This window comes from Streptomyces mutomycini, assembly GCF_001700505.1.
In the GTDB taxonomy this organism is placed as follows: Bacteria; Actinomycetota; Actinomycetes; order Streptomycetales; family Streptomycetaceae; genus Streptomyces; species Streptomyces mutomycini.
Genome location: NZ_MAPV01000023.1, coordinates 37,778 through 56,302 on the forward strand (window position 1 = coordinate 37,778; position 18,525 = coordinate 56,302).

An 18,525-nucleotide genomic window follows, 5' to 3' on the forward strand; every position below is an offset into this window, starting at 1 on the left:
GATGGGTGAGACTTCCACCCTAAACCGTTGGGTGACGCTTTCGACATACCCACCCGCCGCGAACTTCGGATTCAGTGCGATCGGGAGTCCCAGACAACGAATTTCATCGATTCAGGCTTGCCAGACAGACGAGGCGCGGTGCAAAGTGGGGTTGTGGCCAGTCGCAGCGCAGACTCCAGGACCGGGAACGGATCGACACCAGCCGTCGATGCCGTGTCCCTCGCGATCATCGAGCAGCTCCAGGAGGACGGCCGTCGGCCGTACGCCGCGATCGGCAAGGCCGTTGGCCTCTCCGAGGCCGCCGTGCGCCAGCGCGTCCAGAAGCTGCTGGACCAGGGCGTGATGCAGATCGTCGCCGTCACGGACCCCCTCACCGTGGGACTGCGGCGCCAGGCGATGGTGGGCATCAACGTCGCGGGCGACCTCGACCCGGTGGCCGAGGCCCTGGCGGCCATGGACGAGTGCGAGTACGTGGTGATGACCGCGGGCTCCTTCGACCTGATGGTGGAGATCGTCTGCGAGGACGACGACCACCTGCTGGAGACGATCAACAAACGCATCCGGGCCATCCCCGGGGTGCGCTCCACCGAGAGCTTCGTCTACCTCAAGCTCAAGAAGCAGACCTATATGTGGGGAACCCGATAGCCGTGAGCAAGGACCTCAGCCGCACCGCGTACGACCACCTGTGGATGCATTTCACCCGCATGTCGGACTACGAGAACGCGCCCGTTCCCACCATCGTGCGTGGCGAAGGCACCTACATCTACGACGACAAGGGCAAGCGCTACCTCGACGGCCTCTCCGGCCTCTTCGTGGTCAACGCCGGACACGGCCGTCACGAGCTCGCCGAGACGGCGTACAAGCAGGCGCAGGAGCTGGCCTTCTTCCCGGTGTGGTCCTACGCCCACCCCAAGGCCGTCGAGCTCGCCGAGCGGCTCGCCCACCACGCCCCGGGCGACCTCAACAAGGTCTTCTTCACCACCGGCGGCGGCGAGGCCGTCGAGACGGCCTGGAAGCTCGCCAAGCAGTACTTCAAGCTCAAGGGCAAGCCGACCAAGTACAAGGTCATCTCACGCGCCGTCGCCTATCACGGCACCCCTCAGGGCGCCCTGTCGATCACCGGACTGCCCGCGCTCAAGGCCCCGTTCGAGCCGCTGGTACCCGGCGCGCGCAAGGTGCCTAACACCAACATCTACCGCGCACCGCTCTTCGGCGACGACCCGGAGGCGTTCGGCCGCTGGGCCGCCGACCAGATCGAGCAGGAGATCCTCTTCGAGGGCGCGGACACCGTCGCGGCCGTCTTCCTGGAGCCCGTGCAGAACGCCGGCGGCTGCTTCCCGCCGCCGCCCGGCTACTTCCAGCGGGTGCGGGAGATCTGCGACCGGCACGACGTGCTGCTCGTCTCCGACGAGGTCATCTGCGCGTTCGGCCGCCTCGGCACGATGTTCGCCTGCGACAAGTTCGGTTACGTACCGGACATGATCACCTGCGCCAAGGGCATGACCTCGGGCTACTCCCCCATCGGCGCCTGCATCGTCTCCGACCGCCTGGCCGAGCCGTTCTACGAGGGTGACAACACCTTCCTGCACGGCTACACCTTCGGCGGCCACCCGGTGTCCGCCGCGGTCGCTCTCGCCAACCTCGACATCTTCGAGCGTGAAGGCCTCAACCAGCACGTCCTGGACAACGAGCACGCGTTCCTGACGACGCTGCGGAAGCTGCACGACCTGCCCATCGTCGGCGACGTGCGCGGCAACGGCTTCTTCTACGGCATCGAGCTGGTGAAGGACAAGGCCACCAAGGAGACGTTCACCGACGAGGAGACCGAGCGCGTCCTCTACGGCTTCCTCTCCAAGGCCCTGTACGAGAACGGCCTCTACTGCCGGGCCGACGACCGCGGCGACCCGGTCGTCCAGCTCGCGCCTCCGCTGATCTCCGACCAGTCGACCTTCGACGAGATCGAGGGCATCCTGCGCGGTGTGCTGACGGAGGCCTGGGCGAAGCTCTGACCGGCGCCCCGAGCGCCGGAAAACACCGCCCGGAAAGGCATTTCATACGTTCTACATGGCCCGGATGCACCCGTTCGAGTGAGAAGGGGTGCATCCGGGCCGTGTGCTGTCCCGACACCCCGGTCCGGCTGCCTAGCGTGCCGAGTGACCGATCGGCCTTGCCTTCGTTCCCCCATACGGGGGAATGGGAAATCTGATCCGAACCGAGGTGTACGCCATGGTGGCCCCGCCCGACAACGACGTGATCTGGGCACGTTCCCTGCACCACTCCTACAACGGATCTCCGGGGCTCAGCGGTGTATCGCTCGGCGTCCGCGACGGCGAGGTCCTCGCCGTCACCGGGCGCCGCGGGTGCGGCAAGACGACACTGCTGAACTGTCTCTCCGGCCAGCTGGTGCCCCAGCAGGGCGAGGTCTGGTTCAACAGCGTGCCCGTGCACACCATGGGCCCCCGGCTGCGTGAGCAGCTCCGCCGGGACAGATTCGGCTGGATCGCGGCGGAACCGCAGCTCGTGCCCGAGCTCAGCACCTGGGAGAACGCCGCCCTGCCGCTGCTGCTGCGGGGCGTCTCCCACCGGGCGGCGAAGAAGGCCGCCACCGAGTGGCTGGAGCGCCTGGACATCGGTCCGCTCGCCAGGAAACGGCCCCACACGCTGCTCCAGTCCCAGCGTCAGAGGATCTCCGTGGCCCGCGCGCTGACCGGGTCGCCGTCCGTGATCTTCGCGGACGAGCCGACCGCGACGCTGCACCACACCGAGCGCACACAGCTGTTGCGCACTCTCACCACGGCGGCACGGTCCCACGGGATCACCGTCGTACTCGCCACGCATGACGCGGAGGTCGCCGCACTCGCCGACCGTGTGGTCGGCATGCTGGACGGCCGCCGCGTCACGAACGTCTCCCTGCCCGCCGCGTCCGATACGGAAGGCCGCTCGGCGTGCTCGCTCTCCGTCTGACCCGCGGCTCGCACCCCCTGGTCCTGATGCGGCGTCTGCTCCTCGCCGCCGCGTCGGCCGGGGTGGGCTTCCTGCTCCTGTGCACCCTGGGATACGCCTCCGGGCACCCGGCGCACGCGTCGAGCTCCGTGCTGCGGCTGCTGTGGTGCGCCGTCCCGCTCGCCGCGACCGTGCAGTTCGCGGTGGCGGTCGCCCGTACGGACCCGAGTACCCGTCCGCGGCCCGGGCTCTTCGCCTCGGGGCTCGGCCCCGCCCGGCTCGCCCTTCTGGCGGCGATCTCGACGGCGGTGTCCACCACCCTGGGGTCGATGGTGGCGCTGCTCGTCTTCCTCCATCTGCGCGGCGATCTGACCGGCCTTCCGTTCGACGGCGGGGCGGCCGAGTTCCTGGGCGCCGGCACCCCGCTGCCGCTCGCCGCGGCTCTGACGCTGCTGGCGCTGGTACCGCTGACCGCGTCGGCGGCCGGCGGGCTCGCGCTTCGCTCCAGGCCGGTGGCGCCGACCGACGCCCAGGAGGCCGAGGACGATCTGGCGCCCGCGCCGGCGCCGACGGGGCTGCCCTGGGGAGTCGCACTCACCGCGGCCGGACTCGCGGTCGAGGCGTACGCGAGCCGCGGCTCCGCGGGCAACCCCTTCCCGCTGCCCGGCAGGCTGGACTCCACCCCCGCCGCCGTCCTCGCGGGCTGGACGCTCACCGCGATCGGCCTGGCCATGGCGGGGCCCGGCCTCACCCATCTGTGCGGGCGGCTGCTCCAGGCCGTACGCCCCGGAGCCGTACGGCTGCTGGCGGGCCGCGTCCTGATGGACGAGGCGTCCCGGATCGGCCGTCCGCTCGGTATCGTCTGCGCGGTGCTGTCCGGGGTGATCGCCGCCTCCGTGCTCTGGACCGGCGGCCCCCGCCCCTTCGGCCCGCTCACCGCGCTCGGCGCCGTCCTCGTCCTCGGCTGCACCACCGCGACCCTGCTGACCACCGCCCTGGAGGCCAGGCAGGCCCGTGCCCGCACGGCCGGTACCCTGCTTCGGCTGGGGGCCCCGGCCTCCGCGCTCCGCACCGCCGCCATCCTGCGGGCGCTGGTGCTGCTGGTCGTCTTCGTCCCGCTGACCTGGGCGATCGCGGAGCTGGCGGCACTGCCTCTGACGGGGTGACACCCGCAGCGGGGGCGGTACGTAGCATGACGGCGTGGAGAATCCGGACGAGAACACCTACGCACCAGGCGTCGAGATAGAGACGCTCGACGCATTCGACAGGGCGGTCGCGGGCGGAACGCTGGCCAACCACCGTGTCCAGTCAGTCGACCTGACGGAGCGGGGCGACGCACTGCTCACGACCGGCGCCCGGGGCGCCGTCTTCCTCGGCTGCCGCATGGAACCCCGCGCCGAGGCGAAGATACGCGCGGACGGTGCCTTCGTCTTCCCGCCGGTCCCCGGGCTTCCCTTCGACCCGTACCGCGGGCTGCTCTACACCCCGGAGGCCCTGTACGAGGGTCTGGCGAAGGGCGGTTACGCGGCGACCCCCGACGCGCGGGCGTACGACTGGTTCCAGCTGACCAAGTCGAACGGCGACGTCTTCGCGTCGATGCTGCGGGCGCTCCACGACGACGCGGTCTCCGACGCCCTGGACGAACACCTCACCGGGGCAGAGGTGGTGGGTGTGATGGGCGGCCACGCACTGGCCCGCGGCTCCGAGGCGTACCACGGGGCGGCGATGCTCGGCAGGGAGCTGACCCGCAGTGGTCTGACCGTGGCGACGGGCGGCGGTCCCGGCGCCATGGAGGCCGCCAACCTCGGCGCGTACGCGGCTCCGCACTCCGACGCGATGCTGCTCAAGGCATGCGAACTCCTCGCGGCCACACCGTCGTTCAGCCCGTCCGTCACCGACTGGGTGGGCGCCGCCTTCGCCGTACGGGAGCGCTGGCCCGAGGGAGGGTCCTCGGTCGCGATCCCCACCTGGTTCTACGGCCACGAGCCTCCGAACGCCTTCGCGGACCACATCGCCAAGTACTTCGCGAACGCCGTGCGCGAGGACGGGCTGCTGGCCCGCTCGACCGCCGGGGTGATCTTCCTGCCGGGTGCGGCGGGCACCGTGCAGGAGATCTTCGACAACGCGACGCCGAACTACTACGAGTCCCGGTCCGCGCCCACCCCGATGGTGCTGGTGAACCGCGCGCACTGGACCGAGAAACTCCCCGCCTGGCCGCTGCTCGGCGCACTGGCGGCGGGCCGGGCGATGGAGTCCCGTATCGCACTCGTCGACACGGTGGAGGAGGCGGCCCCGGCGCTCGCCCGGCTGACGGGCTGACCGGGCGGGACGGACTCAGCGGGCGGCGAGCCGCGCGTCGAGGGCGTCGAAGAACGCCTCCCAGCCGTCCTCGGCCGCGGCGTACTGCTCGGGCGTGAGGTTGCCGCCGCGCTGCCGGAAGGCCATCTCGGTGGACTTCCGGCTCTTCTCGGTGAAGGTCACCGTGACGGTCTCGCCCTCCGCGTCGGGGGGCGCGCTCCGGTCCTTCAGCGTGAACACGAGCCGCTCGGGGGCGGCCACCTCCCGGTAGACGCCGTGGAAGGGCATCTCCGCGCCGGGTACGACGATGACCAGGCTCCACCCACCGCCGGGCGTGACGTCCATCGACACCCGGTCGAGCGGCACGTCGGCGTCGCCTCCGTACCAGGCGGCGAAGTCCTCGGGGACCGTCCAGGCTTCGAAGACCCGCTCCCGCGGCGCCGCGACGCGACGGGTGATGTCGATGCCCTCGCGCGCCGACCGCGTCATGGTGCCTGCCCCTTCCGGATGTTTCCGGTTCCAAGGGCACCACGGTCCGACGGGCGCCGCCAGCCGGTGTGCCGTTGCCTGCGTCAGCCGGCCGGGGGAAGCACCACCGTCTCCGCCGGGTCGAACGTCACGCCCACGACGTCCCCCTCCTCCGGGGTGTCCCGCAGACCGCACTCCGCCTGCAGGGACGGCCCGTCTCCGGGGTGCAGGGCGACGGTGACATGGTGGCCGCGGAAGGTACGGACGCCCACCGTGCAGCGCAGGCCCTCCTTCGGGCCGCCGATCCGCACACCGCCCGGCCGCACGAGCAGCTCGCACTCGCCCTGGGACGAGTCCTCGGGCACCGGTACCTTGCCCCAGACCGTGTCGGCGGCCGAACCGGTGACCGTGGCGTCCACCAGGTTGTCGAAGCCGAGGAAACGGGCGACGAAGGCCGACGCGGGCTGCTGCCAGACCTCCAGCGGGGTGCCCTGCTGAGCGATCCGGCCGTCGCGCATGACCACGACCCGGTCGGCGAGCGCGAAGGCCTCGCCCTGGTCGTGGGTCACGGCGAGCACCGTGGTGCCCAGCCGGCCGAAGAGGGTGCGCAGTTCGACGACGAGGCGTTCGCGCAGGCTCCGGTCCAGCTGGCCGAGCGGTTCGTCGAGCATCAGCAGCTTGGGCCGGGGCGCCAGGGCACGGGCGAGTGCCACCCGCTGCTGTTCGCCGCCGGACAGCGCGGCGACGGCTCGCCGGCCCGCTCCCGGCAGGCCGACCATGTCCAGGAGTTCACCGGCCCTGCGGTCGCGCTCGGCGCGGGGGACACCGTGCATCCGCAGTCCGAAGGCGACGTTGGCGCCGACGTCCCGGTGCGGGAACAGCTGGTGGTCCTGGAACATCAGGCCGAGCCCGCGACGGTGCACGGGCAGGGACGCCTGGTCCACACCGTCCAGGAACACCCGCCCGCCGTCCAGGGGCTGCAGCCCGGCCACGGCCCGCAGCAGCGTCGACTTTCCGCTGCCGCTGGGACCCAGAACACAGACGATCTCGTGGTCCGCGACCTCCAGGTCCACCGCGTCCAGGGCGGTCCGCCGGCCGAACCGGACCGTGGCCGACTCCACTGCCAGCATCTTCAGAACTCCCCGGATCGGTCGGTGCGGATACGTTCGAGCAGGAGCAGCGACACCGCGCAGACGAGCATCAGAATCGTGCTGAGTGCCATCGCCTGGCCGTAGTTGAGCTCTCCGGAGCGCCCCAGCAGTCTGGCGACCGCGACGGGCAGCGTGGGGTTGTCCGGGCGGGCGATGAACACGGTCGCCCCGAACTCACCGAGCGACACGGCGAAGGCGAACCCCGCGGCCACCAGCACCGCCCGCCGGACCAGCGGCAGGTCGACCTCGCGCCAGGCCCGCAGCGGCGAGGCACCGAGGACCGCGGCGGCCTCACGCAGCCGGTCGTCCACCGCGCGCAGGACGGGCAGCATGGTGCGTACGACGAAGGGGACGCCCACCAGTGCCTGGGCGAGCGGCACGAGGATCCAGGAGGTGCGCAGGTCGAGCGGCGGCTTGTCGAGCGTGATGAGGAAGCCGAAGCCGACGGTCACCGCCGACACCCCGAGCGGCAGCATCAGCAGGGCGTCGAAGCCTCGTACGAGCCGTCCCGCGCGCCGCCTGGTCAGCGCGGCGGCGGCCAGGCCGCCGATCACGAGGGCGATGAGTGTCGCGACCAGCGCGTAGCGCAGGGAGTTGCCGATGGCGTCGAGCGGCGGCACCAGGAAGGTGGAGCCGTTGGAGTCCGCGGACTGCAGCGCGCGGTAGAAGCCGAATCCGTAGCCGCCGGAGGTGTCCAGGGAACGTTCCACCAGCACGCCGAGCGGCAGCAGGATGAGCAGCAGCACCGTCAGCAGGACGCCGCCGAGCAGCGCCCGTTGCCCCGCACCGCGTGGAGGCCGGGACGTCTGCGCCGGGTCGACGAGCTTCAACGCCGTCTCCCGGCGCCGCACCGTCCAGGCGTGGACGGCGAGGATTCCGGCGACCGCCGCGAACTGCACCAGGGTCAGGACGGCGGCCGTCGGCAGGTCGAGGAGCTGCGCGGTCTGCCGGTAGATCTCCACCTCCAGCGTGGAGTAGGCCGGACCGCCGAGGATCTGGACGACGCCGAAGGAGGTGAAGGTGAAGAGGAAGACCATGAGCGCCGCGGCGGCGACGGCCGGGGCCAGGGCGGGCAGGGTCACCCGCCGCCAGGCGGCGAGGCGGCCGGCCCCGAGGACCCGTGCGGCCTCCTCCTGGCGGGGGTCGAGCTGGGACCAGAGTCCGCCCACGGTGCGTACGACGACCGCGTAGTTGAAGAACACATGGGCGAGCAGGATCGCCCACACCGTGGTGTCGAGGCGTACGCCCCAGAGCTCGTCGAGGAACCCGCCACGCCCCAGCAGCGCCAGGAACGCCGTACCCACCACGACCGTCGGCAGGACGAACGGCACGGTCACCACGGCACGCAGCAACTGCTTGCCGGGGAAGTCGAACCGCGCGAGGACATAGGCACCGGGCAGCGCGATCAGCAGGGTGAGCACGGTCGAGGCGAGGGCCTGCCAGGTGGTGAACCAGAGGACGTCGAGGATGTCCGGCCGGCTCAGCACCGTGCCGATCCGGCCGAACTGCCAGTGGCCGTCCGCCTTCAGACCCCGGCCGACGATCGCGACGACCGGGTAGGCGAAGAACAGCGCGAAGAACGCGACGGGCACGGCCATGAGGCCGAGCCGCACCGCGTTCCCGCGCGCGTCACCCTTGCCGGTGCGCCCGCCCTTGCCCGAGGGCCGCGCGGTTACTTCACGACGAGCGAGGACCACGACTGGACCCACTGCTCACGGTTCTCGGCGATCTCCTCCGGGGCCAGGGTCGCCGGCTTGTCGACGGTCGCACCGAACTTCGTGAACAGCTCCGGCAGCTTCGCGTCCTTCACGACCGGGTTCACGAACATGTTCAGCGGCATGTCCTCCTGGAACTTCTTGCTGATCAGGAAGTCCAGCAGCGCCTTGCCGCCCGCCTCGTTCCTCGCGCCGTCCAGCAGACCGGCGAACTCGATCTGGCGGAAGCACGTGCCGGTGGCCACACCGGTCGGGGCCTCGGTGGGCTGCGGATCGGCGTACAGCACCTCGACGGGCGGGCTGGAGGCGTACGAGACGACGAGCGGGCGGTCGGCCTTGGCCTTCCTGCCGCCCGCGGAGCCGGAGAACTCCTCGTTGTATGCCTGCTCCCAGCCGTCCACGACCTTGACGCCGTTGGCCTTCAGCTTCTTCCAGTAGTCCTCGTAGCCGGTCTCCCCGTGGGCGGCGACGGTGCCCAGCAGGAAACCGAGGCCGGGCGAGGAGGTGGCGGCGTTCTCGGTGACGAGGAGGTTCCGGTACGCGGGCTTCAGCAGGTCGTCGAAGGTCTTCGGCGGCTCGAGCTTCCTGTCGGCGAAGTACTTCTTGTCGTAGTTGACGCAGATGTCACCGGTGTCGACGGGCGTGACCCGGTGCTTCTCGGCGTCGAGCCGGGTGTCGGCGGCGACACGGTCGAGGCCCTTCGCCTCGTACGGCGTGAACAGGCCGTTGTCGAGGGCACGGGAGAGCAGCGTGTTGTCGGCGCCGAAGAACACGTCGCCCCGCGGGGACCCCTTGGTCAGGATCTCCTGGTTGAGCGCCGCTCCGGCGTCACCGCTCTTGAGTACCTTGATCTTGTAGCCGGTCTCCTCGGTGAACGCCTTCAGGACTTCGTCCGAGGCGCTGAACGAGTCGTGGCTGACCAGCGTGACGGTCTTGGAACTCCTGGAACCGTCACCGCCCGCGGACTCGTCGTCGGCCCCGCCGCAGCCGGCGAGCGCGCCTATGCCGAGCGCGGCGGCGAGCGCCGTCGCCACGTACTTCGTGGTGGTGTTCATCTGATTCCTCCTGGAGATGACCAGGAAGAGACGCGGCCCTGCCCGCTCGGCGAGCGGGCAGGGCGCAACAGCTTGAGTAAGGTCCGAACTTCCTACCCGGAATGACCCGGGCGAGGTTCAGAGGGTCTGCGGCCGACCTTTAATCGGTGCCGCACTCTCAGCGCTGTGGCGCTCCCCTGTCGGAATATGAAGTTGATTTCCCGGCCAGGCTACACCGGCCGGAACCCGTCGGACCGGCCGGATCGCGCCCGTCGGCCGGACCGCCTCAGCGCTCGGATGCCGCCAGCTGCCCGCAGGCCCCGTCGATCTCCTGACCGCGGGTGTCCCGGACGGTGACCGGCACGCCGTGGGCGGCGATCGCCTCGACGAACGCCTTCTCGTCCTCGGGACGCGATGCGGTCCACTTCGAGCCCGGGGTGGGGTTCAGCGGGATGAGGTTGACGTGGACCCGCTTGCCCTTGAGCAGCCGGCCCAGCCGGTCGCCGCGCCATGCCTGGTCGTTGATGTCGCGGATCAGCGCGTACTCGATGGAGATACGGCGGCCGGACTTCTCCGCGTACTCCCACGCGGCGTCCAGGACCTCACGGACCTTCCAGCGGGTGTTGACGGGCACGAGCGTGTCGCGCAGTTCGTCGTCCGGGGCGTGCAGGGAGACCGCGAGGCGGCACTTGAAGCCCTCGTCGGCGAAGCGCAGCATCGCCGGCACCAGACCCACCGTGGACACGGTGATCCCGCGCTGCGAGAGACCGAGGCCGTCCGGCTCCGGGTCCGTCAGCCGGCGGATCGCACCGACCACGCGCTTGTAGTTGGCCAGCGGCTCGCCCATGCCCATGAAGACGATGTTGGACAGCCGCGCCGGCCCGCCCGGGACCTCGCCGTCGCGCAGGGCGCGCATGCCGTCCACGATCTGGTGCACGATCTCGGCGGTGGACAGGTTGCGGTCGAGTCCCGCCTGCCCGGTCGCACAGAACGGGCAGTTCATGCCGCAGCCGGCCTGGGACGAGATGCACATGGTCACCCGGTCCGGATACCGCATGAGGACGGACTCGACGAGCGTCCCGTCGTGCAGCTTCCAGAGCGTCTTACGGGTGGTGTCGTCGTCGCAGCTGATGTGGCGGACGACCGACATCAGCTCGGGGAACATCGCCTCGGCGAGCTTGTCCCGCGAGGCGGCGGGGATGTTGGTCCACTCCGCCGGGTCGTGCGCGAACCGCGTGAAGTAGTGCTGCGACAGCTGCTTGGCACGGAAGGGCTTCTCGCCGGTGGCGGCGACTGCTTCCTTGCGCTCGTCGGGCGTGAGGTCGGCGAGGTGCCGCGGCGGCAGCTTGGCTCCGCGGGGCGCGACGAAAGTGAGTTCTCCGGGCTTAGGCATGGTTCGTCCAGTGTCGCAGACACGCCGTGGTACTCAGGTCCGCCGAGGGACCGGGCTGGACGGGAGGAACACGCGCGGCCCGCTCCGGCCCAGGCCGGCGGGGGTATCACGGCCCACGGACGGCCCAGGGGTGCGCGGACACGGTGACCGATCGCACGAGGTACGCGTCGGCATACGGCGAAGGGGCGGGCCGTCCAGATGGACGACCCGCCCCTTGGTGAATCCGCGACGCGCAGGACTCAGCCGGACCCCACGAACAGCACCAGCAGCAGCCACACGACCGGGGCGCTCGGCAGCAGCGAGTCCAGCCGGTCCATGATGCCGCCGTGGCCGGGGAGCAGCGTGCCCATGTCCTTGATCCCCAGGTCCCGCTTGATCATGGACTCGCCCAGGTCGCCCAGCGTGGCGCTGGCGGCGACGGCGAGGCCCATCAGCAGGCCCTGCCACCAGGTCCCGCCGTCGATGAGGAACTCCATGCACAGGGCACCGGCCACCATCGCGAAGCCGACCGCGCCGAGCAGACCCTCGCGTGTCTTGCCGGGGCTGATGCGGGGAGCCAGCTTGTGCGTGCCGAAGCGCCAGCCGACGGCGTACGCGCCGGTGTCACTGACCACGGTCAGAAGGAGGAAGGTCAGCACACGCCACGCGCCGTCGTCCGCCGTGAGCATCATCGCGACGAACGTGGCCAGGAACGGCACGTAGAACACGGCGAACACACCCGCCGTGACGTCCTTGAGGTAACCCTCGGGAGGCTCCGTCATCCGCCACACGAGCACCGCGAGGGTCGTGAGCGCCATGGCGACCCAGGCGCCCTCCGCCTCCCGCGCATAGCCGGCGACGACCATCGCGGCGCCGCCGACGGCGAGTGGAACGAGGGGGGCGTTGATGCCCTTGCGTTCCTTGAGCCGGGAGGTGAGCTCCCAGAGACCGACCACCACCGCCAGCACGACCACGCCGACGAAGACCGCCTTGACGACGAAGAGCGAGCCGGCGACGAGGGCACCGAGCGCGACCCCGACGCCTATGGCGGCGCGCAGATCACGCCCCGCACGCTTCTTGGGCGGCGGGGACGGCAGCGGGGTGGACATGGGCTCCTGCGGCTTCTCGTCACGGAACAGGGGGCCGCCGGCCCGCGCGGCGTCCCCGTTCCGGTTGTCGCTGTCGTCAGCGTCTCTACCTGCGTCGGGAACGTCCGGCACGATGGGCATGGGCCGAGTCTGCTGGGCGCCGTGCACATCGTATGCAGGACCCGCCGGAGCGGCCCGCATCTCGGGCGCGCCCCGGTAACCGGCTCCCTGCGGGGCGCCCCAGGAAGAGTCGTTCATCAGACTTCGAGCAGCTCGGCTTCCTTGTGCTTGAGCAGCTCGTCCACCTGCGCGACGTACTTCGCGGTGGTGTCGTCGAGCTCCTTCTCCGCGCGGCGGACCTCGTCCTCGCCGGACTCCTTGTCCTTGACGAGCTTGTCCAGCGACTCCTTGGCCTTGCGGCGGATGGAGCGGATCGAGATCTTGGAGTCCTCGGCCTTGGTCTTGGCGACCTTGATGTACTCCTTGCGGCGGTCCTGCGTGAGCTCGGGGAACGTCACACGGATGATGTTGCCGTCGTTGCTCGGGTTGACGCCGAGGTCGGAGTCACGGATCGCCTGTTCGATGTTGCGCAGCGCGGTCTTGTCGAACGGGGTCACCACGGCCATCCGCGGCTCGGGAACCGAGAAGGAGGCCAGCTGGTTGATCGGGGTCAGCGCGCCGTAGTAGTCCGCGACGATCTTGTTGAACATCGCCGGGTGCGCACGGCCCGTGCGGATCGCGGCGAAGTCCTCTTTCGCCACGACGACGGCCTTCTCCATCTTCTCCTCGGCCTCGAGGAGGATTTCTTCGATCACCACGTGCTCCTGCGTGTCTTGAGCGGACCCGGCATCACCGGGCCCTGCGGATCCTGCGTCGCGTCCTCACCTGCCCGGTGTCCGACCGGCAGGCCGTTTCCGTCGTTCGGGCCGTCAGGCCCGGGTGCTCCGGTCGCTCACCAGCGTGCCGATCTTCTCACCCTTGACCGCGCGGGCGATATTGCCCTCCGCGGTCAGCTCGAAGACCAGGATGGGGAGCTGGTTGTCGCGGCAGAGTGTGATGGCGGTGGCGTCGGCGACCTTGAGGTCGCGGGCGATCACCTCGCCGTACTCCAGTGCGTCGAACTTCACCGCGTCGGGGTTGGCCCTCGGGTCGGAGTCGTAGACCCCGTCCACGCCGTTCTTCCCCATCAGCAGCGCCTCGGCGTCGATCTCCAGGGCGCGCTGGGCCGCGGTCGTGTCGGTGGAGAAGTACGGCATGCCCATGCCGGCACCGAAGATCACGACGCGTCCCTTCTCCAGGTGCCGCACGGCACGGAGCGGGATGTACGGCTCCGCGACCTGACCCATGGTGATGGCGGTCTGGACGCGTGAGTCGATGCCTTCCTTCTCCAGGAAGTCCTGCAGCGCAAGGCAGTTCATGACCGTGCCGAGCATGCCCATGTAGTCGGACCGCGCCCGGTCCATGCCGCGCTGCTGGAGCTCGGCGCCACGGAAGAAGTTCCCGCCGCCGATGACGACCGCGATCTCCGCGCCGTCGCGCACGACCGCGGCGATCTCGCGGGCGATCTTGTGCACGACGTCGGGGTCGACGCCGAGGCCTCCGCCGCCGGCGAAGGCCTCGCCGGAGAGCTTCAGCATGAAGCGCCCGGAAATCGTGCCGTCGTCGCGCTTGTGGTCACCGTGTGTGGCGTCCGCGCCCTTGTTCATGGGAATTCTCCTCGTGCGCATACGAAGAAGGCCATTGCCGGTGGGTCTGATGTCCCTCAGCGGCAATGGCCTCCTCGTCAGATCTGCGGTCGTACGGCTGAGTGCGGCCGACGACTGCACCAGACCCTATCGGGTCCACCGTTGTTCGCGGACGGACTCAGATGCCGACCTTGATGCGCGCGAAGCGCTTTAGGCTGACTCCGGCCTCGTCCAGTACCTTCTGGACCGACTTCTTGTTGTCCTTCGCGAAGGCCTGCTCGAGGACGACGACTTCCTTGAAGAAGCCGTTGACCCGACCCTCGACGATCTTCGGGAGGGCGGCCTCGGGCTTGCCCTCCTCGCGCGAGGTGGCCTCGGCGACGCGGCGCTCGTTCTCGACCGTCTCGGCCGGGACCTCGTCGCGGTTGAGGTACTTCGGGGCGAAGGCGGTGATGTGCTGCGCGACGTCCTTGGCGACCTCGGCGTTCTCCTTGTCCAGCTCGACGAGGACGCCGACCTGGGGCGGGAGGTCGGGCATGGTGCGGTGCATGTACGCAGCCACGTAACCGCCGGTGAACTGCGCGAAGCGGTCCAGGACGATCTTCTCGCCGAGGTTGGCGTTGGCCTCGTCCACGAACGCCTGGACGGTCTTGCCGGGCTCGATCTCCGAGGCGAGAAGCGCCTCGATGTCGGCCGGGGACGTCGCGGCGACGTGCGCGGCGAGCGTGTTGGCGACGTTCTGGAACTTCTCGCCCTTGGCGACGAAGTCCGTCTCGCACTTCAGCTCGAGCAGGACGCCCGACGTCTTGTCCTCGGAGATGAGGGAGACGACGGCACCGTTCTCGGCAGAACGGCCTTCGCGCTTGGCGACGCCCTTCTGGCCCTTGATGCGGAGCGCCTCGACGGCGCCGTCGACGTTGCCGTCGGCCTCGTCGAGGGCCTTCTTGCAGTCCATCATGCCGGCGCCGGTGAGCTCGCGGAGCTTCTTGACGTCAGCGGCGGTGTAGTTCGCCATGAGTCTGTTTCTCTCTCGAAGTCTGAAAGATACGGGTGAACGGCGGGGGACGGTGCCGGTGCACCGGCCCCCGCCGTCATTCAGCCGTGACTGACGGGTGTCAGGCCTGCTCGGCGTCCGCGGCCGGAGCCTCGGCAGCGGGGGCCTCGGCGGCGGGGGCCTCGGCAGCGGCCGGGGTCTCAGCCTGCTCGGCAGCCTGCTCGTCGGCGGCGGCGGCCGGCTCGGCGTCGGCGGCCTTCTCGGTCTCGGCGGAGGACTGGACCTCTGCGTCGTCCTTCTTCTCGCCCGTGAGCAGGTCGCGCTCCCACTCGGCGAGGGGCTCGCCGGCGGCCTTCTCGCCCGGCTTCGAGTCACCGGTCGCGGCACCGGAACGGGCGATGAGGCCCTCGGCGACGGCGTCGGCGATCACGCGGGTGAGCAGGGTGACGGAGCGGATCGCGTCGTCGTTGCCCGGAATCTTGTAGTCGACCTCGTCGGGGTCGCAGTTGGTGTCGAGGATCGCGACGACCGGGATGTGGAGCTTGCGCGCCTCACCGACGGCGATGTGCTCCTTCTTGGTGTCGACGATCCAGACGGCGCTGGGCACCTTCTGCATCTCGCGGATACCACCGAGGGTCTTCTCCAGCTTGGCCTTCTCGCGGGAGAGGACCAGGAGCTCCTTCTTGGTGAGGCCGGAGGCGGCCACGTCCTCGAAGTCGACGAGCTCGAGCTCCTTCAGACGCTGAAGGCGCTTGTAGACGGTGGAGAAGTTGGTGAGCATGCCACCGAGCCAACGCTGGTTGACGTACGGCATGCCGACGCGCGTCGCCTGCTCGGCGATGGCCTCCTGGGCCTGCTTCTTCGTACCCACGAACATGACGGAGCCGCCGTGGGCGACGGTCTCCTTGACGAACTCGTAGGCGCGGTCGATGTACGACAGCGACTGGAGCAGGTCGATGATGTAGATGCCGTTGCGCTCGGTGAAGATGAAGCGCTTCATCTTCGGGTTCCAGCGACGGGTCTGGTGACCGAAGTGGACGCCGCTTTCCAGCAGCTCCCGCATCGTGACGACGGCCATGGCCGTACTCCTTGAGGTACTCGGTTGTCGCGACCGCAGGTTTGCTGTCGCGCCTGACGCCCCGACGCGCCGTGCCACGAGGGACCGAGGAGCGCGGCCACCGTCCGCAGAGAGGGAGGTGGAGGGGCGTGCGAAGTCGACCCGGTGACCCGGATCGCCAGAAGAAGTGTACGGGACCCGTCGGGTCCCGGGTGACGGCGATGTCCACAAGGCCCCGGCCGTCCACAGATGCGGACCATGATCCCCGGGAAACGGGCCGTCGGAGGATCGTTCCCCTCATGTGCCGCTCACCCGAGAACCCGCTCGCCGCCCGGCTCCGCCACGCCCGTCCGGCGGCGGCCCCCGCGCCCGGACCCCGGCCGTCCGCGCGGACGCCGCCCCTGCCGGCCGCACTGGTGGCTGCATTGGTGGCCGGGCTGGTGGCCGGACTGCTCATGGTCCTGCTGGGCCCCGCCACCGCCGAGGCCGCGACGGGAGCGCCGGACGGCGACCGGGTCTGGCCGCTCGCGGACCGCCCCCTGGTCGTGCGGGGCTGGCAGCCGCCCCCCGGCCCCTATGGAGCGGGCCACCGCGGAGTCGACCTGGCAGCCCCGCCGGGCACCCCGGTGCGCGCGGCCGCCCCCGGCCGGGTCGCCTTCGCCGGTCCTGTGGCGGGGCGCGGGGTGGTCTCCGTCGACGTGACCGGGAGCGGGGAACCCCCGCTCCGCTTCACCTACGAACCGGTGCGGTCACAGGTCACCGAGGGCGACGAGGTGGCCGCCGGGCAGGTGGTGGGAGTGGTCGGGCCCGAGCCGTCCCACTGCGCCCCGGGCTGTCTGCACTGGGGGCTGCGGCGCGGTGGCGTCTATCTGGATCCGCTGTCGCTGCTTCCTCCGGCGCTGCTGCGACGGGGGCCCTCCCGGCTGCTGCCGGTGTTCGGCGTACCGCTCGCCGGGACGGTCCGGAGTCCCGCTCAGCCGCGCACGCCCCGCAGGACCATGGCGACGGCCGTGTCCGCGACGATGCCCGGTTCCTCGGCCGCGCCGAGCTCGATCCTGCGCACCGCGGCGTCCACGGAGCCCTGCAGCAGCATGGCCGCGAGCCTCGGCTCGGTGTGGCCCAGGTCGGCGAGGGCCTCGACGATCATCGCGATCAGCCCGCCGTGCGCGGCGCGGATCTTCTCCCGCGCGCCCGCGTCGAGCTCGCTCGCCGAGATCGCCACCACCGCGCGGTGCCGCCGGTCTCCGACGAGATCCAGCTGCCTGCGCACATAGGCCTCGATCTTCGCCTCGGGTGCGCCGGCCCGCTCCATCGCGTTCTCGACCTCGGCGGCCCAGACGGGGAAGTCGACGGCGCAGAGTTCCTCGACCACGGCCGCGCGGGAACGGAAGTACTCGTAGACGGAGGACCTGGCGAGGCCGGTGCGCTCGGCGAGGGCGGGGAAGGTCAGCGCCTCCGTACCGCCCTCGGACAGCAGGGAGCGTGCGGCGTCCAGGAGGGCGCCGCGCTGCATGGTCCGGTGCTCGGCCACGGAGGCCGCTCGAATCCTGGGCACCCGTCCACTCTACGGCGGCATCGGGGCGGAGCGGGGTCGCGTCTGCCGCCCCTTGGCCGAAGCCGCTCCCGCTCAGCGCCCGGCGTCGGCCAGTTTCGCCCGGAGCTGCAGCACCGACTTGGTGTGGATCTGGCTGACCCTGCTCTCGGTGACCCCGAGGACATTGCCGATCTCCGCGAGGGTGAGGCCTTCGTAGTAGTAGAGCGTGACCACGGTCTTCTCCCGCTCCGGGAGGGTGTTGATGGCGCGGGCGAGCAGCCGTCTGAGCTCGCGGTCCTCGGCGACCTCGACCGGGTTGTCGGCCGCGGTGTCCTCCAGGGTGTCCATGAGGCTCAGCCGGTCGCCGCCCTCGCCGCCGACATGGAGCAGCTCCTCCAGCGCCACCACGTTGGCGAGCGACAACTGGCTGAAAACAGCGTGCAGTTCTTCCAGCGCGATGCCCAGCTCGGCGGCGACCTCGGGCTCCGAGGGTGTGCGCCGCAGCCTCGCCTCCAGCGTGGCGTACGCACGCTCGACGTTGCGCGCCTTCTGCCGCACGGACCGGGGAATCCAGTCCAGCGCCCGGAGTTCGTCGATCATCGCGCCGCGGATCCTGGTGATCGCGTAGGTCTCGAACTTGATGGCCCGCTCGATGTCGAACTTCTCGATGGCGTCGATCAGCCCGAAGACGCCGGACGAGACGAAGTCCGCCTGCTCCACGTTGGACGGCAGCCCCACACTGACCCGGCCAGCGACGTATTTCACGAGCGGCGAGTAGTGCAGGATCAGCTGCTCCCGCAGCCTCTCGTCGCCGGTGGCCTTGTACGAACGCCACAACTCGTCGAGCGAGGAGGGGGCGGGAGGGCGCACAGTGCCACGCGCAGCCGGTGGCGCTGCCGCGCGGTCAGACCCGGAGGTGTGCTGGGGCATGTGGTGCCTTGAGCCGTTCTGCTGTGAAGTGCTGGGACGTGTCTCTGGGGCGGATTCCTCGTGAGCGTAGCGTGACTGAGCTGTTGCGGTGCGCGCAGGACAAGGGAGCCGTGCTGTGCGATTACGTTCCAAATCTCTCGTCGTCCTCCTGCCGTCGGGCAGGGCCGACGACGGGGGCCGTCACCACTCGCACCGCCCCCTGACGCCCGGACGGGTGCCGCCGAGGTCGTCGGCATCACCTTTTCACCCGAATGCT

At 70.4% G+C, this 18,525-nt stretch carries 17 protein-coding genes and 1 pseudogene; 6 read left to right on the forward strand and 12 right to left on the reverse strand.

Annotated elements, in window-relative coordinates; translation table 11 throughout:
- Positions 1–153 precede the first annotated feature (153 nt).
- From BFF76_RS03070 to BFF76_RS03090, 5 genes are all read left to right on the forward strand, one after another.
- On the forward strand, positions 154–645 hold the full coding sequence (locus BFF76_RS03070) for an Lrp/AsnC family transcriptional regulator (RefSeq protein WP_031100511.1): 492 nt from the start codon (positions 154–156) through the stop codon (positions 643–645).
- The gene (locus BFF76_RS03075; RefSeq protein WP_031100512.1) at positions 630–2,009 is read left to right on the forward strand and encodes an aspartate aminotransferase family protein; all 1,380 of its coding nucleotides are present in this window, start codon (positions 630–632) and stop codon (positions 2,007–2,009) included. Before BFF76_RS03070 ends, BFF76_RS03075 begins: the two co-directional genes overlap by 16 nt.
- 217 nt (positions 2,010–2,226) lie before the next feature.
- Positions 2,227–2,964, forward strand: a complete 738-nt coding sequence (locus BFF76_RS03080) for an ABC transporter ATP-binding protein (protein ID WP_031100514.1) — start codon at positions 2,227–2,229, stop codon at positions 2,962–2,964.
- A complete protein-coding gene (locus BFF76_RS03085) occupies positions 2,946–4,109 on the forward strand; it encodes a hypothetical protein (RefSeq protein WP_078958789.1) in 1,164 nt (387 codons plus the stop codon). The genes BFF76_RS03080 and BFF76_RS03085 overlap by 19 nt, the downstream gene beginning before the upstream one ends.
- A 34-nt stretch (positions 4,110–4,143) precedes the next feature.
- Positions 4,144–5,262 carry an LOG family protein gene (locus BFF76_RS03090; RefSeq protein WP_065847101.1) on the forward strand — a complete coding sequence of 373 codons (1,119 nt, stop codon included), beginning with the start codon at positions 4,144–4,146 and terminating at the stop codon, positions 5,260–5,262.
- A 15-nt stretch (positions 5,263–5,277) separates the two neighbouring features.
- Here BFF76_RS03090 and BFF76_RS03095 read toward each other — a convergent pair whose 3' ends face one another.
- The 10 genes from BFF76_RS03095 to rpsB form a co-directional block, all read right to left on the reverse strand.
- Entirely contained in the window at positions 5,278–5,730 is a 453-nt protein-coding gene (locus tag BFF76_RS03095; protein ID WP_065847103.1) for an SRPBCC family protein, read from the reverse strand.
- An 83-nt stretch (positions 5,731–5,813) separates the two neighbouring features.
- Positions 5,814–6,839: an ABC transporter ATP-binding protein gene (locus tag BFF76_RS03100; protein ID WP_053929031.1), complete on the reverse strand. Its 1,026-nt coding sequence runs from the start codon at positions 6,837–6,839 to the stop codon at positions 5,814–5,816.
- Between the two features lie 2 nt (positions 6,840–6,841).
- On the reverse strand, positions 6,842–8,458 hold the full coding sequence (locus tag BFF76_RS03105) for an ABC transporter permease (RefSeq protein WP_065847130.1): 1,617 nt from the start codon (positions 8,456–8,458) through the stop codon (positions 6,842–6,844).
- Between the two features lie 74 nt (positions 8,459–8,532).
- Positions 8,533–9,630 carry a thiamine ABC transporter substrate-binding protein gene (locus tag BFF76_RS03110; protein ID WP_053929029.1) on the reverse strand — a complete coding sequence of 366 codons (1,098 nt, stop codon included), beginning with the start codon at positions 9,628–9,630 and terminating at the stop codon, positions 8,533–8,535.
- Positions 9,631–9,895: 265 nt separating this feature from the next.
- Positions 9,896–11,002 (reverse strand): dual-specificity RNA methyltransferase RlmN, encoded by a 1,107-nt coding sequence (rlmN, locus tag BFF76_RS03115; RefSeq protein WP_031100527.1) that lies wholly within the window; start codon positions 11,000–11,002, stop codon positions 9,896–9,898.
- Between the two features lie 239 nt (positions 11,003–11,241).
- A complete protein-coding gene (locus BFF76_RS03120; RefSeq protein ID WP_031100529.1) occupies positions 11,242–12,327 on the reverse strand; it encodes a phosphatidate cytidylyltransferase in 1,086 nt (361 codons plus the stop codon).
- On the reverse strand, positions 12,327–12,884 hold the full coding sequence (gene frr, locus BFF76_RS03125; protein ID WP_031100531.1) for a ribosome recycling factor: 558 nt from the start codon (positions 12,882–12,884) through the stop codon (positions 12,327–12,329). Before frr ends, BFF76_RS03120 begins: the two co-directional genes overlap by 1 nt.
- 114 nt (positions 12,885–12,998) lie before the next feature.
- The gene (gene pyrH, locus BFF76_RS03130; RefSeq protein WP_031100533.1) at positions 12,999–13,775 is read right to left on the reverse strand and encodes a UMP kinase; all 777 of its coding nucleotides are present in this window, start codon (positions 13,773–13,775) and stop codon (positions 12,999–13,001) included.
- A gap of 157 nt (positions 13,776–13,932) precedes the next feature.
- On the reverse strand, positions 13,933–14,769 hold the full coding sequence (tsf, locus tag BFF76_RS03135) for a translation elongation factor Ts (protein ID WP_031100535.1): 837 nt from the start codon (positions 14,767–14,769) through the stop codon (positions 13,933–13,935).
- Positions 14,770–14,869: 100 nt separating this feature from the next.
- Positions 14,870–15,826, reverse strand: a complete 957-nt coding sequence (gene rpsB, locus BFF76_RS03140) for a 30S ribosomal protein S2 (RefSeq protein WP_031100536.1) — start codon at positions 15,824–15,826, stop codon at positions 14,870–14,872.
- Positions 15,827–16,260: 434 nt separating this feature from the next.
- Here rpsB and BFF76_RS30885 point away from each other — a divergent pair.
- Positions 16,261–16,623: pseudogene (locus tag BFF76_RS30885) on the forward strand (peptidoglycan DD-metalloendopeptidase family protein); the annotation flags it as partial.
- A gap of 155 nt (positions 16,624–16,778) precedes the next feature.
- Here BFF76_RS30885 and BFF76_RS03145 read toward each other — a convergent pair.
- Both BFF76_RS03145 and whiG read right to left on the reverse strand, forming a co-directional pair.
- A complete protein-coding gene (locus BFF76_RS03145; protein ID WP_031100539.1) occupies positions 16,779–17,336 on the reverse strand; it encodes a TetR/AcrR family transcriptional regulator in 558 nt (185 codons plus the stop codon).
- 96 nt (positions 17,337–17,432) lie between these two features.
- On the reverse strand, positions 17,433–18,269 hold the full coding sequence (gene whiG / locus BFF76_RS03150) for an RNA polymerase sigma factor WhiG (RefSeq protein ID WP_053929028.1): 837 nt from the start codon (positions 18,267–18,269) through the stop codon (positions 17,433–17,435).
- Between the last annotated feature and the right edge of the window lie 256 nt (positions 18,270–18,525).

What these genes read in the sequence shown, in the direction of transcription:
- whiG (WP_053929028.1), bottom strand. Translation starts at nt 18,269, where the DNA reads ATGCCCCAGCACACCTCCGGGTCTGACCGCGCGGCAGCGCCACCGGCT.
- rlmN (WP_031100527.1), bottom strand. Translation starts at nt 11,002, where the DNA reads ATGCCTAAGCCCGGAGAACTCACTTTCGTCGCGCCCCGCGGAGCCAAG.
- BFF76_RS03105 (WP_065847130.1), bottom strand. Translation starts at nt 8,458, where the DNA reads ATGGCCGTGCCCGTCGCGTTCTTCGCGCTGTTCTTCGCCTACCCGGTC.
- tsf (WP_031100535.1), bottom strand. Translation starts at nt 14,769, where the DNA reads ATGGCGAACTACACCGCCGCTGACGTCAAGAAGCTCCGCGAGCTCACC.
- BFF76_RS03095 (WP_065847103.1), bottom strand. Translation starts at nt 5,730, where the DNA reads ATGACGCGGTCGGCGCGCGAGGGCATCGACATCACCCGTCGCGTCGCG.
- pyrH (WP_031100533.1), bottom strand. Translation starts at nt 13,775, where the DNA reads ATGAACAAGGGCGCGGACGCCACACACGGTGACCACAAGCGCGACGAC.
- BFF76_RS03120 (WP_031100529.1), bottom strand. Translation starts at nt 12,327, where the DNA reads ATGAACGACTCTTCCTGGGGCGCCCCGCAGGGAGCCGGTTACCGGGGC.
- BFF76_RS03110 (WP_053929029.1), bottom strand. Translation starts at nt 9,630, where the DNA reads ATGAACACCACCACGAAGTACGTGGCGACGGCGCTCGCCGCCGCGCTC.
- BFF76_RS03080 (WP_031100514.1), top strand. Translation starts at nt 2,227, where the DNA reads ATGGTGGCCCCGCCCGACAACGACGTGATCTGGGCACGTTCCCTGCAC.
- BFF76_RS03100 (WP_053929031.1), bottom strand. Translation starts at nt 6,839, where the DNA reads ATGCTGGCAGTGGAGTCGGCCACGGTCCGGTTCGGCCGGCGGACCGCC.
- rpsB (WP_031100536.1), bottom strand. Translation starts at nt 15,826, where the DNA reads ATGGCCGTCGTCACGATGCGGGAGCTGCTGGAAAGCGGCGTCCACTTC.